This is a genomic window from Arthrobacter sp. cf158 (assembly GCF_900106835.1).
GTDB lineage: Bacteria > Actinomycetota > Actinomycetes > Actinomycetales > Micrococcaceae > Arthrobacter.
The window spans coordinates 92,943-111,079 of record NZ_FNNR01000006.1 but is presented as its reverse complement, the minus strand read 5'-3'; the positions used below and the strand labels follow the sequence as shown (position 1 = coordinate 111,079).

The following is an 18,137-nucleotide window of genomic DNA, read 5'->3' as shown; positions in this document are numbered from 1 at the left end:
GTCACTTCGCCTTTCGCAGCCAGCGGCTGATGCGGTTGACGGACAAAACGGTGACCACGATGACCAAGGCAGGCGCATACACCAGCCAAGGGGCCGTCACGTAGGTCTTTCCTGAGGCCACCAGCAGGCCCCAATCGGAGGCCGGGGGCGGATCCCCGTAGCCCAGGAAGGCCAGCGACGCGATGATCAGGATGGACGTGCCGAACTGGAGCACAGCGAGTACCAACACGGACCTGTAGGCGTTGGGAAGGATGTGGCCGAGCAGTGCGTGGAGCCGGTTGCCGCCTTGCAAGTAGGAGGCTTCCACGAAAGTGGCGCTGCGGACGCGCATCACTTCCGCGCGCATCAACCGGGCAAAGACCGCGACGGCGGACACTCCGGTGGCGATGGCCGCGTTGATGGTCTGGAAACCCAACGAACTCACGATGACCACGGCCAACAGGAACCCCGGGATGGCGAGGAGAACGTCAACGAACCGGCCCAGAACGGAGTCCAGCCAGCCGCCGCGGAATCCACTGGCCAGGCCGATGATGCTGCCCACCACCAACCCGATGAGCACTGCCACCAGGGCGCTGGTGACAGAGGATGCCGTGCCGTAGACGACGCGTGCGTATTGATCGCGGCCAAGGTAATCAGTACCGAACCAGTGCGCGGCACTCGGGGCCGCCAGTTTGCTCGCGGTATCTCCCGTGACAGGACTGAACGATGTGAAGAGACCTGGAACAAGGGACCAGAGGATGACGAGCAAAATCACGGCGAAGGACAGGACCACGGTGACCGGGGGCAGCCCCGCCGTGAGTCTTTTGGATGCTGTTCCAACATTGCGCAGTTGGGCGTAGCCAAGCGTGGCAGTCATGCGCTCACCTTCTCGCGGAGTTTGGACTCCCGGAGTTTGACGCGGGGATCGAGCAGCGGCGACGCGAGGTCGGCCACCAGGTTGACGGCCACGAACACCACGGCCGACAGGGAAACCACGGCTTGAAGCACTGGCTGGTCTTCTCCCGTCACGGCTTTTTGGACAACGGTGCCGATGCCGTCACGGCCGAAGATCGTCTCGGTAATAACTGAGCCACCCAGAAGTTCACCAACAATGAGCGCCACCATGGCCACGGAGGGCAGGGCTGACGGTTTCACCAGATGCTTGGCGAAGAGCTTGGCCTCGCTAAGGCCACGCGAACGGGCCACCAAGGCGTACTCCTGCCGGGATTCGTGGTCCAGGCTGGCAATCAGCACCTCGGCCAGCGGTGCCGAGACCGGAATGGCCAAAGTGATGGCTGCGAACAGCGTTGCCACCGGACTGTTGGGATCCGTGGTGGTGAAGGAATGAAGGCGGAAGGCAAAGAGTTCGATCAGCACCAGGCCGATCACGAAGTTGGGCACCGACAGGAAGAACGACGGAATGGAGCGGACGATTGCCGCCCACCTGCCCGGCAAATACTGGGCGCCGTACGCGATGACTACCGCGAAAACGATGGCGATGAGCAGCGCGCTGGTGGCAAGAGTGAGCGTGGAAGGCAACGCGTCTCCCACGATCTGGGACACAGGAAGATTGGATTGAAGCGAGAAGCCCAACTCTCCCGTCAGGAACCGTCCCAGGGAGAGCAACAGCTGCACGATCACGGGCTGGTCCAGGCCGTAGAAGGCCACGATCCGCTGGATGTCCTCCTCGCTCAATCCGTGCTGCGGGTCCCTCAATGTGTTGGTGATCGCATCGCCCGGGAGAACGCTGATCACCAGAAACGTGAGGACATAGGCCAAGAGGACGACGATCACCGCCTGACCCGCGCGGGTCAGGGCAAAACGCTTGTAATCGCTGGTCACTGCGAGATCCAAGCGGTGTAGAAGTTGGCATAGGCCAAGCCGTTGTACTGGACATCCTTGATCTTCGGGTTGATCAGGTAGAGGCGCTGGACAAGCTGGTTAAGAGGGATAAAGTAGCCCTGCTCCAGGACGTATTGCTGGAGCTCGTCGGCGACCTTCTCGCGGGATGCCCGATCCGAGGCCGTGGCGATCGCAGTGGAGAGGTCGTTGAGCTTCTGATCGCTGGTCCCCAGGCTGAACCAGTCCTCGCCCTTGTTCTGGCTGGTCAAGACTCCGGCGACCGTTCCGACGTCGACGAAGCTGCGTGAGGTCTGGAACAGCGGTGGCTTGCTGGCTTGGATGGCGGCGTAGCCGGCCACGTCCACTACCTTGAGGTTGACCTTGATGCCCACCTTCTTGAGTTGCTGGGCGATGAGCTCATCCTCGGCCTTGGTGGACGGGACATACGGATTGGGAGTGAGCGTGAATTCGAGGGTTTTGCCGTCCTTGGTGCGGTACTCGTCAGAACCCTTGGCCCAGCCGGCGTCGTCCAGGAGCTTGTTGGCTTTGTCGGCGTCGAATGCGAAGGAGTCGCTGAACTCGCCTGCTTCCGGGACGTTGCCCTGGATGAAGGTAGTGGCGGCGTTCCAGTCGCTGGTGTAGACGGTCTTGAGGATTTCTTCGCGGTCAATGCCGTGCTGGATCGCCTTGCGCACAGCGGGATCGTTGGTGGGGAAGGCCTGCGTGTTCACCTGGAATCCGTCCACAAAGCCCAGGTAGCGCGGGGTACCCACCGTGAAGCCCTGTGCCTTGAGCGATTCGATTTCCTGCGGCTCAACGTTGAAGGCAACATCGGCCTGGCCGGAGACCACCGTGGAGGTCCGGACCGACGTGTCCTTGATGACCTTGTACGTGATGGTGTCCAGGCGGGCCGGAGCGGTGTGGCCGAGCGCTGCCGGACCCCAGTTGTAGTCCTTGCGCTTCTCCAGGACATAACTGTCGCCCTGTTTCCAGGACTTGACGACGAACGGTCCGCTGCCGATTTCTTGGCTGAGGTCGGCCTGGGCCTCTACGGGCAGGGCCAGAGTCTTTGGGGAGAGCAGGATGCAGCCGTGGTACGCCAACGTGGCGATGAAGCCCAGTGCGGGGGAGGAGAAGGACACCTTCACGGTTTCCGCGTCGGACGCCTCTGCTGACACGAAGTTACTGGACGGGAAGAGGCCCACCTTGCTGACGCCACGGGTGGAATCGCCCTTGGCCCAGGCGTTGAGGTTGGCGACGACGGCCGCTGCGTCCAACGGAGTTCCGTCAGAGAAGGTCACGCCCTTCTTCAAGTGGATCACGAAGTCCTTGGCGCCGTTGAGTTCTTCCCAGCTCTCGGCAACCCACGGGCTCAGCTCACCCTTTTCATTGACGTACACCAGTTTGTCCGTGATCTGGCCCCAGAGGTTGCCCTCGTAGCTGGAGATGGACGTCTTGCTGGAGACCCAGCCGGTGTCGTAGCCCTGGATCAGGAAGGTGATGTTGCCGCCGTCCACGGGAGTTGTGGAGCCGGCGCCGGTGCTGGCCGTTGTGCCGCCGCACGCGGTGACAAGGGCTGAGGTGGACAGTGCGCCGAGGCCTGCAAGGAAGGCCCGCCTGCGGAATTCGGGGGTGCTAAAGGTGTTCATTGGGTGTGCTCCTGATGCGTTGGGGGATTGCGTTGGGGGTGCTGCGGGCAGGCGCTTAGATGGCTTTGCCGGGATTAAGGGTCTGTTGGGGGTCGATTGCCGCTTTGATGGCGTGCTGCACCTCGCGGCTGCGCTCCGAGAGTTCCAGGGCGGCCCATTCGCGCTTGATGGTGCCCACGCCGTGCTCGCCGGTCACTGTTCCGCCGAGCGAAAGCGCCACCTTCACCAGTTCAGTGGCGGCTTCCAGGAGGGAGGCAGGCGGGTTCGCGCCGTCGTCGGGCGTTTTGTCCTTGGTGATGAGCGGGTGAAGGTTCCCGTCGCCCGCGTGCGATACCGCCGAGATGTCCACGCCGAAGCGCGCTTCCAGGGCCGGGAAAGCGGCGTAGACCTTGGGCAGCTGGGACTTGGGAACGGCGATGTCCTCGCCGATGTACCACTTGTCCTGCGGGAGGCCGCGGCCGCTGCGGCGCAGTTCCCACAGCCGCGCGCCGTCGTCGTCGGACTCCACGGTGACACGTCCACCAACCGCACTGAGCGCGGTGGCGAGGTCCGCTGCTTGGTCGCCGATGCCGTAACCATCGATCTCGATGAGGATTAATGCAGCACCGCGGCTGCGCAGGCTGGTCCCCGAATGGGCGTCGATGTTGACCAGGCTGGGGGTATCGAAGAACTCGATCGCCGCAGGGCGCACCGGCGACAAGGTGATGGCTGCCAGCCCGTCCGTGCCCTCAGCGGTGCTGTTGAAGAACGCGCTGACCGTCTTGCGGGCCACCGGGATGGGGCGGAGACGGACCGTTGCCTTGGTGACAATGCCGAGGATGCCTTCTGAACCCACAATCAGCGACGTCAGATCCAGCCCGGTGACGCCCTTAATGGAGCGGTGGCCAACAGTGATGAGGCTGCCGTCGGGGAGAACGACGTCCAGCGACAAGATGGACTCCCGCGTTACCCCATACTTGGCGCAACGAAGACCGCCCGCATTGGTGGCGATATTTCCACCAATTGATGAAATGTCGAAGCTTGCGGGGTCTGGTGCGTAGAAAAGACCAAATGATTCAAGGTGCTTATTCAAATCGGCATTGATGACACCAGGCTCTACAACCGCCACCTCGTCCAGCGGGGACACCTCGATGATGGCCGTCAGTTTTTCGGTCGAAATGACCACTTGGTCCTGTTGTGCGGTTGCCCCACCCGACAAGCCGGACCCCGCGCCGCGCGGAACAACGGTCACGCCGAGTTCCGCGGCGAGTCTGACCGCCGTCTGAACGTCCGCTGCCGAGGAGGGAAGCACGACGGCGGGGCCCGGGTTTCCGCTTGCGGCTGCGGTTTTAGCGGTGGCTGCGTCGTGGCTGTAGCGGGTGGTCCCGGTGCCGGGTTCAAGGACCTCGATGCCTTCCACCCGGCGCCTGAGTTCCTGGACGTATGCCTGGAGTGAGGTGTGGTCTTCGGTGAGCTGCTGTGTTGTCATGCCGGCGTCTCTCTGTCCGGGTGCATGACAAGGCATTCCTGCGTGAAGCACCCAAAGGCTTTTGATGGATTTCCCGGTCACAAAATGACGGGTTCTTCAAAAGTTAGCGGGACTCGGAATTTACTCGCCAGTTTCCTGAAATGTCCATCAATAGTTCTCAATGGGGCGTCGCGGGGATTCCCATTTCGTTAAGTTTGGTCGCTGAAAGACGAATTGTGTCCCAGTAAAAAGCGCCGCGACGTCACATGTCGCTGCCTGCCGCGCCAGCCGAACTGCTACCTGCTTGGGTGGGGCGTGCGCGAGGTCAGCCGCGGGCTGAAGCCGCGAACCGGCGTCGTGAGTTGCTCAGGTGCAGGCGCATCGCTGCCGCGGCAGCAGCTGGGTCGCCCTCGGCGATTGCGTCGTAGATGGAGGAGTGCTCGTGGACCACTTGTTCGAAGCGTTCGCGGGAGTCCTGCTCATCATCGGCGACGAGGCGCGGGCGGGGCATGGTGATCATGGTTTGGCCCAGGGCGGAGATGCAGTCCGTATAGAAGGCGTTGCCGGTGGCTGCCGCAATGGCCCGGTGGAATTCGAAATCGGCCTTCATGGAGTGGGCCGGGTGCCCTGAGCTTGCTTTGAATTGCTCCAAGGCGCCTTGCGCGGCTTTGAGCTGGCGTTCTGTGTGGTTCCGGGCAGCAAGTGCTGCAGCTTCAGTCTCGACGCCGATGCGGAAGTCCAGCATTTGCAGGCGGTCTTCCATGCTGGAAACAGCCCGCGATCCGGGCGCGGGTGACGGACCTTCCGCGGGCGGTGTCAGCGCGAAGCTGCCCCGCCCGCGTTCGGTTTCCACAAGTCCCTCGGCCTGCAGGTGCGTCAGGGCAGAGCGGACCACGGTCCGACTCACGCCGAACTCGCTGATGAGGGTGTTTTCGCTGGGGAGCTTCTCACCTGGCTGGATGACGCCGTCGACGATGCGGTTGCGAAGGTCGGCGGCGAGATCCGCGGTCAGGTTTCGGCTCATGCGTTCAAGATTACGCGCCGAATTCCACAGATTCGGTGGTCCATGCGCGAGCCTGATCGCTGAGGGTGACGCCGAGCCCGGGGCGGTCCGGAACGATCATGCGGCCGTTCTTGGTCTCCAGGCGCTCCTCGAACAGCGGGTCCAGCCAGTCGAAGTGCTCCACCCACGGCTCGCGGGGGTATGCAGCGGCCAGGTGAAGGTGGATTTCCATGGCGAAGTGGGGTGCCAGTCCGAGCCCGCGTTCATCCGCCAATGCTGCGAGCCTCAGGAATTGGGTGATGCCGCCAACCCGGGGTGCGTCGGGCTGGATGATGTCGCAGCTGTTCGCGTTGATGAGGCCCTTGTGTTCCGCGACGGACGCGAGCATCTCACCCGTGGCGATGGGGGTGTCCAGGACCTGGGCCAGGTGCGCGTGGCCTTCAAAGTCGTAGGCATCCAGCGGTTCTTCGATCCAGATGAGGTTGAATTCCTCCAGCTGGCGGCCCATGCGCAGCGCGGTGGCCCGGTCCCACTGCTGGTTGGCGTCCACCATGAGCGGGACGTCCCAGCCGATGTGCTCGCGGACTCCGGCCACACGGCGCAGGTCCTCCTTGGAGTCGGGCAGGCCAACCTTGATTTTGATGCCGCCGATACCCTCATCAATGGAGCGCGTGGCGCGCTCTTTGACCTCATCCAGGGTGGCGTTGAGGAAGCCGCCGGAAGTGTTGTAGGTCTGGACCGAGTCGCGGTAGGAGCCCAGCAACTTGGCCAGGGGGAGTCCGGCGCGCTTGGCCTTGAGGTCGTAGAGCGCGATGTCGATGGCCGCCAGAGCCTGGGTGGCCACACCCGAACGGCCCACAGAGGCCCCCGCCCAGAGGAGTTTGGTGTAGATCTTGCCGATGTCGTTGGGGTCCTCGCCGATGATGCCCTCTGCGACTTCCTTGGCGTGGGCGTACTGTGCGGGGCCGCCGGCACGCTTGGAGTAGCTGAAGCCGATGCCGCTGTGGCCTTGCTCCGTGGTGATCTCGGCGAACAGGAACACCACTTCGGTCATGGGCTTCTGCCTGCCGGTGAAGACTTTGGCATCGCTGATGGGTACGGTGAGGGGCAAACGTGCCGTGGACAGCTTGACGTGGCGAATCAGATCTACGGTGCTCATGGTTCTCCTAGTGGGTGCGGCATCCTTGCCTGCCACTTAGGATACAAGTTTTGAACTTGTACTACAAGGGTTGGGGTTCGTTATGGTGACTGCCGAGGCCTCGCATACCCACCTGTTCCCGGGGGCCGTTCTTGTTGTAACCGGGGAAGGTCCTTCATTGGTGGTCAGGTTTTCGGACGGCGCTTCCGTCGCCGCTGAAATAGTCGACGACGGCGGCAAGCCCGCCTTGGTGATGGAGGCCTACACCACTGGTGCCGGGACGGTGATCCCGCGGAAAATGTGGTTCCTGAGGTCCCTCGAGTCCGAGGGTGGTGAACGGCGGCTGAAGGTTGGGCGGTCAGTGGCTTTGGGGTGATGGGCGCTACACCGGTGTCCCTTGGATCCCCGGGCGGGCAGTGGGTTGGTAGGCGACAAATTTCCATATGCCCTTGGTTTGGGTCCAGACGGCCAGGTAGGTGTTGTGGAGGGTCTTGGGAGTTCCGTTGAGGGTCAAGTGGGCGTTCATTTCCCCGAGGACCAGGGCGGTTTCGCCGAGAAGAACAACGGATTCAATGGAATAGTCGATGGTGGAGTACCGCAGGATACCGTTGCGAAGTTTCGTCAGGTAGGTCTGGAGGGAGTCTCGGTTTCCTGCTGTGTGTCCGTAAACCAGATCTGGATGGCAGAGGTGCTCAACTGTTTCGTAGTCCTGACGGAGAAGTGCGGCGTATCGGGTGTTTTCCAAGTTCAGGATGGTGTCTTGGAGCGAGCTGATCGTGTGGTTCAAACGCTTACTCCTGCGCTCTACTTGGTCCTGAGTCTGAGGGTGCAACGGGTTCGCCGTTGAGCGCCGCGAGGAGTAGGCCGCGAATTCCTGCGGGAGTGACTTCGCGGGGGTTCGCATAAGGGCTTCGTGTTGCCAGATCCGTAGCAGTCTCAACGTCCTGTTCGGTCAGTCCGAGTTCGCGGAGTGACCCTGGAGCGCCGAGACGGATGCTGAGCTCACGGAAGTAGGCCGCCGGGTTGTTCTGCCCGGTGGCACGCTGGAGGGCCTGAATCGCTTCTGGTGCGGAACCGCTATTGTAGGCCAGAGCGTAAGGAAGTATCACCGTGTGCGTCTCGGCGTGGGGAAGATTAAATGTACCGCCAAGGGTGTGACAGAGTTTGTGGTGCAGGGACATGGTGGTTGCTCCCAGCGTTGCACCGCACAACCAAGCGCCGTAGAGCGCCTCTCCGCGATATTCGATATTGCCGGGTTCATGAGCGATCTTGGGCAACGCTTGAATTAGTGCCCGAACTCCTTCCTCGGCCATCAGTGAGGTGATGGGGGAGGCATCAGGGGCGTAGAGGGCTTCGACTGCGTGGGCGATTGCGTTGAAGCCGCTGGTTACCGACATGCTGACCGGGAGAGACAACGTGAGCTCAGGGTCATAGATAACGCTCGTCGGAAGCACTCTTGGATCCCGGCCCGTTTTCTTCACGCCGCCAGCGGTAAGGCCCCAGATGGGGGTCATCTCGGAACCAGCGTAGGTTGTGGGGAGGGCAATGATCGGTGTGCCGAACTCCAAAGCTATGGCCTTGCCCAGGCCAGTGGTGGAGCCGCCTCCAACGGCGATGAATCCATCGGCCCCCGCTTGGCGGGCAAATTCCTGTGCGTCGTGTGCTGTTTCGATGGGGACGTGCATTTCAGCCTTCGCGTAGACTCCGACGCTGAGATCTCCCAGACTGTCAGAAATCTGGTGTGCGAGATCTTTCTGGAACTCTGTGGCCAGGACGAGGACTTTTTGAAGTCCCAGGTTGGTGACCTCATCGGCCAGCTTTGCGCGATGGCCGGCGCCGAAGCTCACCCTCATGGGTAGTGCTTCGTAGAAGAATGCTGTTGACATGGTGAGTCTCCTAGAATTCGGGGTGCAGGACGATATCGAACCGTCCATGGCGGAATGGGTTTTGAACGCCATACTGGGCGGCAGTGGCCGCATCGTCGGTTTCAGCAAAGTTCTTTACGAGGGAGTTCTTGACTGCAAAGACTGCGTCCGAGTCGATGTAATCGCTGCCCCCAATAAAGATGTGAGTCGTCAGTTCCCGGAAGCCAAGGGCGCTGACGAGGAAATGAATGTGCGCGGGGCGGTAGGGGTGGCGTTTCGTGGCCGCGAGTAGTTCTCCGACAGGGCCATCGGTTGGAATGGGGTAGTACATGGGGACGACGCTGCGGAAGTTGAACCGGCCCTGTTGGTCGGCTGTGAGCAGGGCCCGACCGTTGCCGATGCTCTGTACTCCGGGTTGTTGGACGTCGTAGAAACCGTGGGTGTCTGCCTGCCAGATGTCGATCTTGGCCCCCGGAACCGGGGAGCCGTCAACGGAGACAACCCGTCCGCTGACGACGCAGCGCGGCCCTTCGCTTTCCGGGGAGATGTCTTCCCCGAGGTCACGTGCGGGGGATTCGACCATGTGGAAGGGCCCCAGAACCGTTGAATCCGTGGCTTCAGGTGTCTCGACTCCGTTGATGGTTTCAACGAGCATTGATACTCCCAGGACATCGGATAGCAGGATGAATTCTTGCCTTAGGTCGGTGCAGGTCTTTCCGGTCCGGGTGAGGAAATCGATGGCCTTTTCCCATTCGTCAATGGATGGGGAGACCTCCCGCACGAAGGCGTGCAGGTGAGTAGTAAGGCTGTCCAGCATGTACTGGAGCCGTTTGTCGGGTGTTCCTGAGAAGCTCTCCCGAACTTCAGCGGTCAGGTTGTCGACACCAACGTTGCTTGCCATGGTCTTCTCTTCCTGCTGGTTTCTACGTGGAGGCTCACGCCGTGGAGGGCGCGGGCTTCGGTGTTGGCTGGTAGGCCAGCAGCAGCCAGGTGCCTCCGTCGCGGACCCAGACTGCTATGGCTGTGTTTTCCAGCCGCTTTGGAACTCCGGAAGCGGTGATATCTGCCTTCATTTCGCCGATGACTATGGCGACGGCGCCGACCACCAGGATGTCCGTGATGGGGTGCTCTATGGAGTGGTAGCGGTACGCGCCGGTCCGGCACTTTTCCAGGTAGGAGTACAACGAGTCCCGCTCACCATTGGAGTGGGTGTAGACCAGATCCGGGTGTGCCATCGCAGCAAACGCATCGTAGTCCTCCCGCAGAACGGCCTCGTATCGGAGGTCTTCCAGCGCCCGGATGCGCTCTTGCACCGCGGTGGTATCGGAAGTATCCAATTTGGTCATGACATTCCTCCATTGGAAAGACGTTGAGAGGTCAAAGGTAGGCGTCACATGAGCACAGTGTCAAGTAATACCGAACACTCTTGGTTCCGGCTCCGTGCGCGGAAACACCGCCTTTCTGCGGAATATCAAGGAAAATGGCGGCAAATCCATTCTTGACACCGGCCAGGAACGAGAGTTTGATGATCAAGCGTCCAGTCATACTGAACGCTTTTATGTTCGAGCGTCGGTCGGACCACGAGAATGCAAGGAGGGGCAGGTGCCTCAGAAGATGAAAGCCGCGGTGTACTACGGGGCCGGGGACATTCGGATCGAACAAGTGCCGGTGCCGGTGCCGGATGAAGGGGAAGCTCTCATCCGCGTCCTGCGCTCAGGTATCTGCGGGACGGACGCGAGCGAATGGATGTCGGGCCCGAAAGTCTTTCCGGTTGTGCATGCCCATCCTCACAGCGGACATGTGGGACCCATGATCCCCGGTCACGAGTTTGTGGGGGAGGTCCGCGAATTTCGGGGCCCGGCGGCCTTTGGGATCGGCGATGTGGTCGTCTCCGGGGCGGGCATTTGGTGCGGCCGATGTGACCGGTGTTTGGAGGGCCGGACCAACCTGTGCGCCTCTTACAGGACGCTTGGATTGAATATGAACGGTGGCATGGCTGAGTACGTCGTGTGCCCCGTTAAGGCGCTACGAGCCGTGCCGTCCGGAATGAATATCGACGCGGCAGGTCTCGCGCAGCCGTTGGCCGTGGGTATCCACGCGGCTCGCCGTTCAGGGGCCGGACGCGGTGACCGTGTCGTGGTCATCGGTGCCGGTGCCATCGGCTCCTTCGTTCTGGCGGGGCTGAAGCACCTTCGAGACCTCGATGTCACCGTTGTGGACTTTCCCGGTCGGAAACTTGAACGGGCCGCCAGATTGGGAGCTGATCGAACGATCGAGGCCGGAGAACGGCTGACCGACACGGTGGTGGCCATCTTAGGGGGGAAGCCTGATGTTGTTATCGAAGCGAGCGGTGCTCCCGGGCAACTTGCTGTCGCTTTGAAACTGGTGCGAGATGGAGGGCGGGTGCTGGCCGTTGGCATCCCCAAGGGGCATCCAGAACTGGATGTCCATTCCATGGTCTTCCGAGAGGTCACCTTGGAGACCACCTTGGCCCATATCTGCGATGAAGACCTTGATGCGTCGCTGAGGATCCTCTCGCAGGGCGTGCTGGCCGCAGAGTTGGCGGAGACTCCGAGGCCCCTGGAGGATCTGGGGGTGGCTCTGGATCAACTGGCGTCAGGGCGGGTCGAAGGAAAGATACTCATTACTCCATCCTTCGGCTGACGTCGTGACAGCGCGCTGTGGCGGTCCCGCGAGCACCGAGGGGTTGTCCAAGCGGGCCGGCTACTGGCGCCCGACGACGAACCAGATAGCGATGCATTCCTCGGTGTAGGGGTTGCTCAGCCGGTGCGGGGTCGATGAATCGAAGTTGATGCTGTCCCCTGGAGATAGCGTTTGGCGGGCGAACGCCACCTGGACGTCCAGGCGTCCGGACAGGATATGGAAGTATTCCCGCCCACCATGGCTGGACAGGTTGTCAGGGCTGCAGGATTCGCTGCCCGCCACGTACGTCACCCTGAGGAATTCGATGTCCGGATCATCACTGGGTGTAAGCCGCTCCCAGCGAACGCCGCCAATGAAAATTTCCGGCCGCTCGTCTGCGCGCTGCAGCCCTGGCAACTGTCCGACGTCGGGAAGATGCGCCACGTTCCCGGTTGGCCGCAAACCATCCGGGGCTTCATCGAGGTCCGTTGATGCGGCCTTCTCGGCAGTTTGAGCGGTGGATTTCCCGCTGCTTCGACCGTCGTGCATCAGAGTGTCGAGGCTGAGCCCAAGCTCAGAAACGATGTTGTACAGCGTGCCCACTGATGGGGATGCCAAATCCCGCTCAACCTGAGACATAAAGCTGGGAGAGACTCCAACGCGGCGCGCCAAGGCGCGCAACGAGATATTGGCCTCGGTCCGCGCCCTCCTTAGACGGGTTCCGAGCAGCAATCCTCCGGGGTTATCTGTTTCGTCCTGATTCACACTTGTTACTTTACGGCCACAGGTCTGGAAAGTCCCTGAACTCGCGGTCGCTGGAACCATTTAGAGCACATCTTCACCCAAGGACTTGACATGGATCACACTAAGTCGCACAGTTGGATCGTTAAGTATTAGTACACATGTGCATCTGGGATGTACAACGTGAGGCCTTTAGGAGCTGCAATGACGCGGCGGCTAAAGACGGCCCTGCCTGGGTTGGGGCTTTGCGGTCTCTGGCCCGGGCGTACTGACGGACCAAATCGCCGTCCTGGGTGCATAGTCGCTCCGGGGTGCCAAGGCCACGTCAAGAGCGGGAGATTCCCGGCTCGTACTTGTTGGCCCGCGACGTCCCGTGCGGGCCGCTAACTCAATTTCAATCCCATGCCCGCTAGCGGGCGAGACAAGCAAAAGGGGAGCGTTATGAAACGCCCTGTACCTATTTCCGGTCTGCGATTCTGCGGAGGAAGCCAGTGTTGATTGGATTCGCAGGCCTTGGGCGAATGGGCCTGCCGATGGCCACTCACCTCGCTGAGGCGGGACACTCGGTTCTCGCCTTCGACCCTGTGCTGCAGACTGCTCCGTTGGGACTGACGCTGGTCGGCTCGGCGAACGAGCTTGCCCAGGCACCGCTGACAATCAGTATGCTCCCGGATGGGCCCAGCACCATGGATCTGCTCTTCAGTGGACTGGAAAGCGCCGGAAGCGAGCATCTCCATGTAGTTATGGGCACTGTCGGGCCAGCCTTGGTCCGCGAGCTGGCTTTAGCCAGCCCTGTGGCTGTCATCGACGCGCCTGTCTCAGGAAGTGTCTCCATGGCGGAAGCCGCCACGTTGACCACGATGGTTGGCGGCAGCGAGGAACAATTCGCGCTGATCCAACCCATCCTGGCCGAGATGACAGCCGCGCAATTCCACACAGGACCCGCCGGATCCGGGTCAGCGGCAAAACTCGCGGTCAATGCCGTCCTGGCCGGTCTCAGCCAGGCAGTGGCTGAAGGGCTGCTGATAGCGGAAGCCGGAGACCTTGATCCCAAGGCTTTCTACACGGTGCTGCGAAACAGCGCGGCGGGGGCACCGTACGTGGACTACAAGGAGGAAGCCTTCCTTTCGCCGGAAACGGCCGGGGTAGCGGCCCCCGTGTCCTTGATCCGCAAGGATCTGGGCTTGGCGCTCGATCTCGCCCGGTCCCGCCACCTAAGCCTGCCCGGCGCGGAGGCCGCCTACGGGGTGCTTCAGGACGCCATGGCTGAGGGCCTGGGGGATAAAGACATGGCCCAAGTGCTGGCTGCCGTGCGACTGCGCAGTGGCCAGCATTGCGCGGTACGACAGGCGGTCTGACGGGAAAAACCCCGCCGGCCACGGCCCGCTGAAACGAATTCTGGACATATCCGGGCCGCCGCATCCCAGATTCCACCCTTAAACAATAATTTCCTGCCGCCAGTGCTGGCGGCACACAGTTCAAAGCGAAGGTAAGAATAATGCGACAAAACCGTTGGATAGTGCTGGGAGGATGTTTCCTCGCCTACCTGTTTGATGCCCTTGAAATCGTTCTGTTGTCCCTGGCGATGCCGGCAATCAGGCACGACATGGGGCTCTCGGTGACAGAAGGCGGCCTGTTGGCCACCGCGACACTTCTCGGCATAGGCGTCAGCAGTGTTGCTGGCGGATATATAGCCGACAACTTCGGACGCAAGAAAGCCTTGGTGGCTTCCCTGGCAGTCTTTGGCTTGTTCACCGCTGTCCTGTTCTTCGTGCCCAATTTCACGATCTTCCTGATCCTGCGCTTCCTCTCCGGAATCGGACTTGGCGCTGTATGGAGTGTGGTCTCGGCGTACGTGGTCGAAACCTGGCCCGAAAAGAGCCGCGGACGCGCAGCAGCCTTCGTGATCAGCGCCTTTCCTGCTGGCGGTGCCATGGCCGCCTCCATCTCCGGGTTGTTCCTTCCCGACTGGCGTCTCATGTTCCTCGTAGCAGGCACCGCAGCCATCCTGCCTATCCTCGTGGTGCATATTTTCTTCCAGGAGTCAGCCAGTTGGACCGCGGCAAGGACCCGGGACTCCACGGACATCGTTTCCGTCCGCGACGTACTAAGCGGCCCGCTGCGCCGCACAACGCTTTTGGGCACGCTCATGGCCGCACTGGCTTTGACCGGATACTGGGGGGCGACCACCTGGCTTCCTACCTACCTCACCACAGAGCGAGGCTTGCCGGCCGGATCAGTGGCGTTCTTTGTCACGATCCTGAATCTGGGAATGTTCATGGGATACAACGGTTTCGGGATGATAGCGGACCATATCGGGCGGCGCCGGACAATCATCATGACCCTGCTCGGCGTTTCCCTGACAATGCCAATTTATGCCGTGACCACAAACCAAATCGGTCTGCTGTGGCTCGGCCCGTTGTTTGGAGCCTTCACCGCGTTCTTCGGTCTGTTCGGTTCCTACCTGGGGGAGCTGTTCCCAACGCGGGCCCGTGCCACCGGGGCGGGCTTCTGCTTCAACATAGGCCGGGGTGTATCCGCCCTTGCTCCCTTTGGCCTTGCAGGGCTGGCCGGAACCATCGGGTTTAGCGGTGGCCTGATTGTTTGTGCCTGCTTCTTCGCCCTGGCCGCAGTCGTGGCTCTGCTGCTTCCACGCACTGGCGCACATGCTTTTGAACCCGAAACCGTGAAAGTCCACGATGGCGCTGGTCGCACCAGCTGACAAGTCCCCACGCGAACGGCGCCTGCACCTGCAGTCGCCGTTCGCTGTTTAAGCGAGTCCACGTCAGAACTCTCGTGCTCCCCACACTGCGAGCCACGCCGGGACTGCCAGCATCCCGAAGTCAAAGGTCCGTGCCGGTTGCCGGCACGGACCTTTGGTCTCCTGCTTTGGGTTGTCGGGACGCGCTAGCTATCGAGTTGCTGAAACTCGATCCAATTGCCAAATTCGCATCCGAGGTGCCAGCGGTGCCCTGCAACCATAGATTGCGGCACGCCCGCTGGGAACTCCACCGTTAGCCACGCTTCGAAGCCTTCGTGGAGGTCGCGGAACTGATGCCGCACGCCCCCTATGGCCTGCCCCTTGGCCGTGCGGGCTACACCCGCGACCTGCAGCGGATAGTCAGAGCTGGCCGGGGTGGTCAGGGATGAGACGTCCTGGTAGTCGATATAGAAACGTGTGGGCAACGGTGATCCCCCCGTCGTTTCGATGACTTTCTGCCGCCCCAGGTCGTCCTCACCAATAACGTAGTGATCTGGACATGCGGCCAGCATTGCATCGGAATCAGGAAGTGCCGACTGGGCGTTAAACCACTCGGCGAAACCCCGAGCAGACCCGACCGGACTCTGGATCTTGATTGAACTTTGCACCCGCGCCCCTCGGGCCCGGCGCGACGTCAAACCGGTGACAACGCCAGCTGTGCGTATCTTCCATTCGAGGCGCCGCTCCAGCTCACGGGGCCCCTGCTCGCGCTTGAGTGCCAAAAGCCGATCGCGGAGCACATCCACGTCCCCGCTTCGCGACGAGGCCGGAGCCCCAAGGGACTTGAGCACCGCCAGCGCGCGGGTCCGCTCCCAATCCAGGACCCGATCACGAGAGACCTTCTGGCCGTCAATGCTGCTGGTCAAAGCCAGGTGTTGGGTCATCGCAATTCCTCTCGAATGTATGAGAAACTTCAGAGTAACTTAATGCAAGAAAACTTGCGATAGGGAGACGATGGTATCCGAAGACAGGAATATCGCCGCGCAACCCCCTCGGCGTCCGGGAGGGAGGAGCGCACGCATCCGACAAGCAGTATTTTCAGCAACAATCGAGCTCCTACCTCAACATGGGATCGGAAATCTGAGCATCCGGCAGATCGCGGACCGCGCCCAGGTCGCGGAATCAACGATCTATCGCAGGTGGAAAACTCCTAGCGGGTTGGCCGCAGCTGCCGTTGCCGACTACGCCTTCACAGAGAACCCGGTCCCCGATACAGGAAATCTGGAAAGTGACCTACGGCTATTTCTGCAAAATGTAGTCTCGATCCTAGGCAAGTCCGATATGCGTCGGCTTCTGCGTATAGCTATCTCCCTCGATGAGTCTGATGTCCAAAACTCGGCTGCCTACGCCGAATTTTGGCGAAGCCGCTTCGCCACAGGTTCGGTAATCGTGCACCGCGCCGTCGAGCGCGGGGAACTCGCGCCGAACGCCGACCCTTTGATGGTGATTGAAACACTCGTCGGGGCCTCGTATGTCAGGGTCCTCCTACAGGAACTCCCCGTTGACAATGACCTGATGGAAGTGTCTGTCAGGGCGGCGCTGCATATTGCACGAACTGTTGCCGGGTAGCAGCATCAACCGTGTAGACGGAGGCTTCCTCGCAGCGGGGGCGGCTTCGACTGGCGAGGATATTCGGAGCCTCTGCAACACACTTGGGTATGTGGCGGACAGGTACAGGGTATGAGCTACCTTTCGAGAGCCCCTGATCCGGAAGAGGCCTTTCGGGCACTGTACGAATCCGCCTATCCCGACCTTCTCAGGTTCGTTCAACGTCGCACTGACTTGCCGAATGCCGAGGACGTCGTCGCGGAGGCGTTTCTCGTAGCCTGGCGACGGTTTTCGGAAGTGCCGGCACTCGAAACTGACGCCAGAGCCTGGGTTTTTGGCATTACACGAAACCTCATGCTGAATGCCCGCCGCGGTGAACACAGACGGCAGGCGCTCGGCGTTCGCCTGGCCGAGACGATGGTGACATATGGCGGCGACGGTTCTCACGCCGATCTGGTCAGCAGCCGCATCGACCTAAGCCGGGCTTGGGCGCTCCTCTCAGAAGTCCACCAAGAAACTCTGGGACTCGCGATCTTGGAGAATCTTCCCGCGCCTCAGGCAGCACAGGTGGTGGGTATTTCTCCCGTCGCGTTTCGGCTGCGCCTCACACGAGCGAGGCGGGCTCTCCGAATGCTGCTTCACCATGTCCCCGCGAATGAGTCTGCCGCGCCAGCGACATCTTCCGAAAAGGCCTCGACACCATGAAAAACAGCCAGAATATCGACACACTTTTGCGGTCCATGGACGCCGCCGATCAGGGTGCGGATCCCGACCGGCACCGTGTACAGGCAGACCTGGAAAGGATCCTCAGATCCCACCCGGCTGCTGAGGTGCTCGTGGAAAAGAAGACGCCGACGTCGCGTCCGAGCCGAAGGCGTCGAACGCTCGCTTTGGGTGCCCTCGCCTTGGCCGCCACCGTGGGGCTCCTCGTCGGGCCGGTCCTCTCGGGAGGCGACCCGGCCTTCGCCACGTGGACCGCCGCGCCGGGCGCGCTGATCGGTTCGGAGCGCGACAACGCTGTGTCCGGCTGCGTCCGGTCCAGCAAAGGTGTTGGTGATGGCATGTTCGCCAGTGATGTGGCTGCAGCGGAAGTAGCCATCGCTGAGAAGCGCGGTGCGTGGACCACCGTCGTCCTTGCGGGAGCGGATGGATTTGAAGCTACGTGCACCACGGATTCCACAGCGCCGTGGTTCAAAAGAGGATCCTTCGGTTCAGTCGGTAAGCCCGGCAACGGGCGAGGTCCCGAAGCCCGGGAGATCAGGACCACCCAGCTGGGTACCGGCGTCATTGCAGACAATCCGCTCTCAATGGCATCGGGTCAGGTTGGCCCCGAAGTCGTCGGGATGACCTACACCAGTGTGGCTGGCGAAAGGATCACGGCCACGGTCTCGGAGGGACAGTTCGCCTTTTGGCTTCCGGGAGGGGAGCTGACAAACTCCTCAGACGAGTCCGTGCCTGTTGAAGTGACCTACACCGACGACACGACAGAAATTCGCTATCTCAGCCTCTGACGGGCGGGGC

At 61.5% G+C, this 18,137-nt stretch carries 19 protein-coding genes; 7 read left to right on the top strand and 12 right to left on the bottom strand.

Annotated elements, in window-relative coordinates; genetic code table 11:
- Position 1 precedes the first annotated feature (1 nt).
- From BLW08_RS13455 to BLW08_RS13430, 6 genes are all read right to left on the bottom strand, one after another.
- Positions 2-856: an ABC transporter permease gene (locus BLW08_RS13455; protein WP_090822194.1), complete on the bottom strand. Its 855-nt coding sequence runs from the start codon at positions 854-856 to the stop codon at positions 2-4.
- A complete protein-coding gene (locus tag BLW08_RS13450; protein ID WP_091325714.1) occupies positions 853-1,821 on the bottom strand; it encodes an ABC transporter permease in 969 nt (322 codons plus the stop codon). The genes BLW08_RS13455 and BLW08_RS13450 overlap by 4 nt, the downstream gene beginning before the upstream one ends.
- Positions 1,818-3,470, bottom strand: a complete 1,653-nt coding sequence (locus BLW08_RS13445) for an ABC transporter substrate-binding protein (RefSeq protein ID WP_091325712.1) — start codon at positions 3,468-3,470, stop codon at positions 1,818-1,820. The genes BLW08_RS13450 and BLW08_RS13445 overlap by 4 nt, the downstream gene beginning before the upstream one ends.
- Positions 3,471-3,525: 55 nt before the next feature.
- On the bottom strand, positions 3,526-4,938 hold the full coding sequence (locus BLW08_RS13440) for an FAD-binding oxidoreductase (RefSeq protein ID WP_091325711.1): 1,413 nt from the start codon (positions 4,936-4,938) through the stop codon (positions 3,526-3,528).
- A 304-nt stretch (positions 4,939-5,242) separates the two neighbouring features.
- Positions 5,243-5,941, bottom strand: coding sequence for a FadR/GntR family transcriptional regulator (locus BLW08_RS13435; protein WP_091325709.1), 699 nt, complete (start codon positions 5,939-5,941; stop codon positions 5,243-5,245).
- Between the two features lie 10 nt (positions 5,942-5,951).
- Positions 5,952-7,079: an L-talarate/galactarate dehydratase gene (locus tag BLW08_RS13430; RefSeq protein ID WP_090822204.1), complete on the bottom strand. Its 1,128-nt coding sequence runs from the start codon at positions 7,077-7,079 to the stop codon at positions 5,952-5,954.
- A gap of 82 nt (positions 7,080-7,161) precedes the next feature.
- Between BLW08_RS13430 and BLW08_RS13425 the strand changes: the two genes are divergently transcribed.
- Complete coding sequence (locus BLW08_RS13425) at positions 7,162-7,434, top strand: hypothetical protein (RefSeq protein ID WP_091325706.1); 273 nt, start codon at positions 7,162-7,164, stop codon at positions 7,432-7,434.
- Positions 7,435-7,440: 6 nt separating this feature from the next.
- Here the strand turns inward: BLW08_RS13425 and BLW08_RS13420 are convergent, their stop codons facing one another.
- Genes BLW08_RS13420 through BLW08_RS13405 form a run of 4 tightly spaced genes read right to left on the bottom strand, consistent with a single transcriptional unit; the run spans position 7,441 to position 10,269 of the window.
- Positions 7,441-7,845 (bottom strand): nuclear transport factor 2 family protein, encoded by a 405-nt coding sequence (locus BLW08_RS13420; protein ID WP_175538699.1) that lies wholly within the window; start codon positions 7,843-7,845, stop codon positions 7,441-7,443.
- A gap of 4 nt (positions 7,846-7,849) precedes the next feature.
- On the bottom strand, positions 7,850-8,944 hold the full coding sequence (locus tag BLW08_RS13415) for a maleylacetate reductase (protein WP_091325702.1): 1,095 nt from the start codon (positions 8,942-8,944) through the stop codon (positions 7,850-7,852).
- 10 nt (positions 8,945-8,954) lie between these two features.
- Positions 8,955-9,824 carry a dioxygenase family protein gene (locus BLW08_RS13410; RefSeq protein WP_091325700.1) on the bottom strand — a complete coding sequence of 290 codons (870 nt, stop codon included), beginning with the start codon at positions 9,822-9,824 and terminating at the stop codon, positions 8,955-8,957.
- A gap of 34 nt (positions 9,825-9,858) precedes the next feature.
- Complete coding sequence (locus BLW08_RS13405; RefSeq protein WP_091325698.1) at positions 9,859-10,269, bottom strand: nuclear transport factor 2 family protein; 411 nt, start codon at positions 10,267-10,269, stop codon at positions 9,859-9,861.
- A 94-nt stretch (positions 10,270-10,363) separates the two neighbouring features.
- On the opposite strand from BLW08_RS13405, the gene BLW08_RS13400 reads away from it, so the two are divergent.
- A complete protein-coding gene (locus BLW08_RS13400; RefSeq protein ID WP_217639244.1) occupies positions 10,364-11,587 on the top strand; it encodes a zinc-dependent alcohol dehydrogenase in 1,224 nt (407 codons plus the stop codon).
- A 60-nt stretch (positions 11,588-11,647) separates the two neighbouring features.
- Here BLW08_RS13400 and BLW08_RS13395 read toward each other — a convergent pair whose 3' ends face one another.
- Positions 11,648-12,331 carry a helix-turn-helix domain-containing protein gene (locus BLW08_RS13395; RefSeq protein ID WP_217639243.1) on the bottom strand — a complete coding sequence of 228 codons (684 nt, stop codon included), beginning with the start codon at positions 12,329-12,331 and terminating at the stop codon, positions 11,648-11,650.
- A 467-nt stretch (positions 12,332-12,798) separates the two neighbouring features.
- Between BLW08_RS13395 and BLW08_RS13390 the strand changes: the two genes are divergently transcribed.
- Together BLW08_RS13390 and BLW08_RS13385 are read left to right on the top strand one after the other, a co-directional pair.
- Positions 12,799-13,665 carry an NAD(P)-dependent oxidoreductase gene (locus tag BLW08_RS13390; protein ID WP_091325694.1) on the top strand — a complete coding sequence of 289 codons (867 nt, stop codon included), beginning with the start codon at positions 12,799-12,801 and terminating at the stop codon, positions 13,663-13,665.
- 140 nt (positions 13,666-13,805) lie between these two features.
- Positions 13,806-15,029, top strand: coding sequence for an MFS transporter (locus BLW08_RS13385; RefSeq protein ID WP_091325692.1), 1,224 nt, complete (start codon positions 13,806-13,808; stop codon positions 15,027-15,029).
- 185 nt (positions 15,030-15,214) lie between these two features.
- Here BLW08_RS13385 and BLW08_RS13380 read toward each other — a convergent pair whose 3' ends face one another.
- Positions 15,215-15,952, bottom strand: a complete 738-nt coding sequence (locus BLW08_RS13380) for a hypothetical protein (protein WP_091325690.1) — start codon at positions 15,950-15,952, stop codon at positions 15,215-15,217.
- A gap of 70 nt (positions 15,953-16,022) precedes the next feature.
- Here BLW08_RS13380 and BLW08_RS13375 point away from each other — a divergent pair, with 70 nt between their 5' ends.
- The 3 genes from BLW08_RS13375 (at position 16,023) to BLW08_RS13365 (ending at position 18,127) form a co-directional block, all read left to right on the top strand.
- Entirely contained in the window at positions 16,023-16,637 is a 615-nt protein-coding gene (locus BLW08_RS13375; protein ID WP_091325688.1) for a TetR/AcrR family transcriptional regulator, read from the top strand.
- 111 nt (positions 16,638-16,748) lie between these two features.
- Entirely contained in the window at positions 16,749-17,321 is a 573-nt protein-coding gene (locus tag BLW08_RS13370; RefSeq protein ID WP_091325686.1) for an RNA polymerase sigma factor, read from the top strand.
- Positions 17,318-18,127 (top strand): hypothetical protein, encoded by an 810-nt coding sequence (locus tag BLW08_RS13365; protein ID WP_091325684.1) that lies wholly within the window; start codon positions 17,318-17,320, stop codon positions 18,125-18,127. Before BLW08_RS13370 ends, BLW08_RS13365 begins: the two co-directional genes overlap by 4 nt.
- The last annotated feature ends 10 nt before the right edge of the window (positions 18,128-18,137 follow it).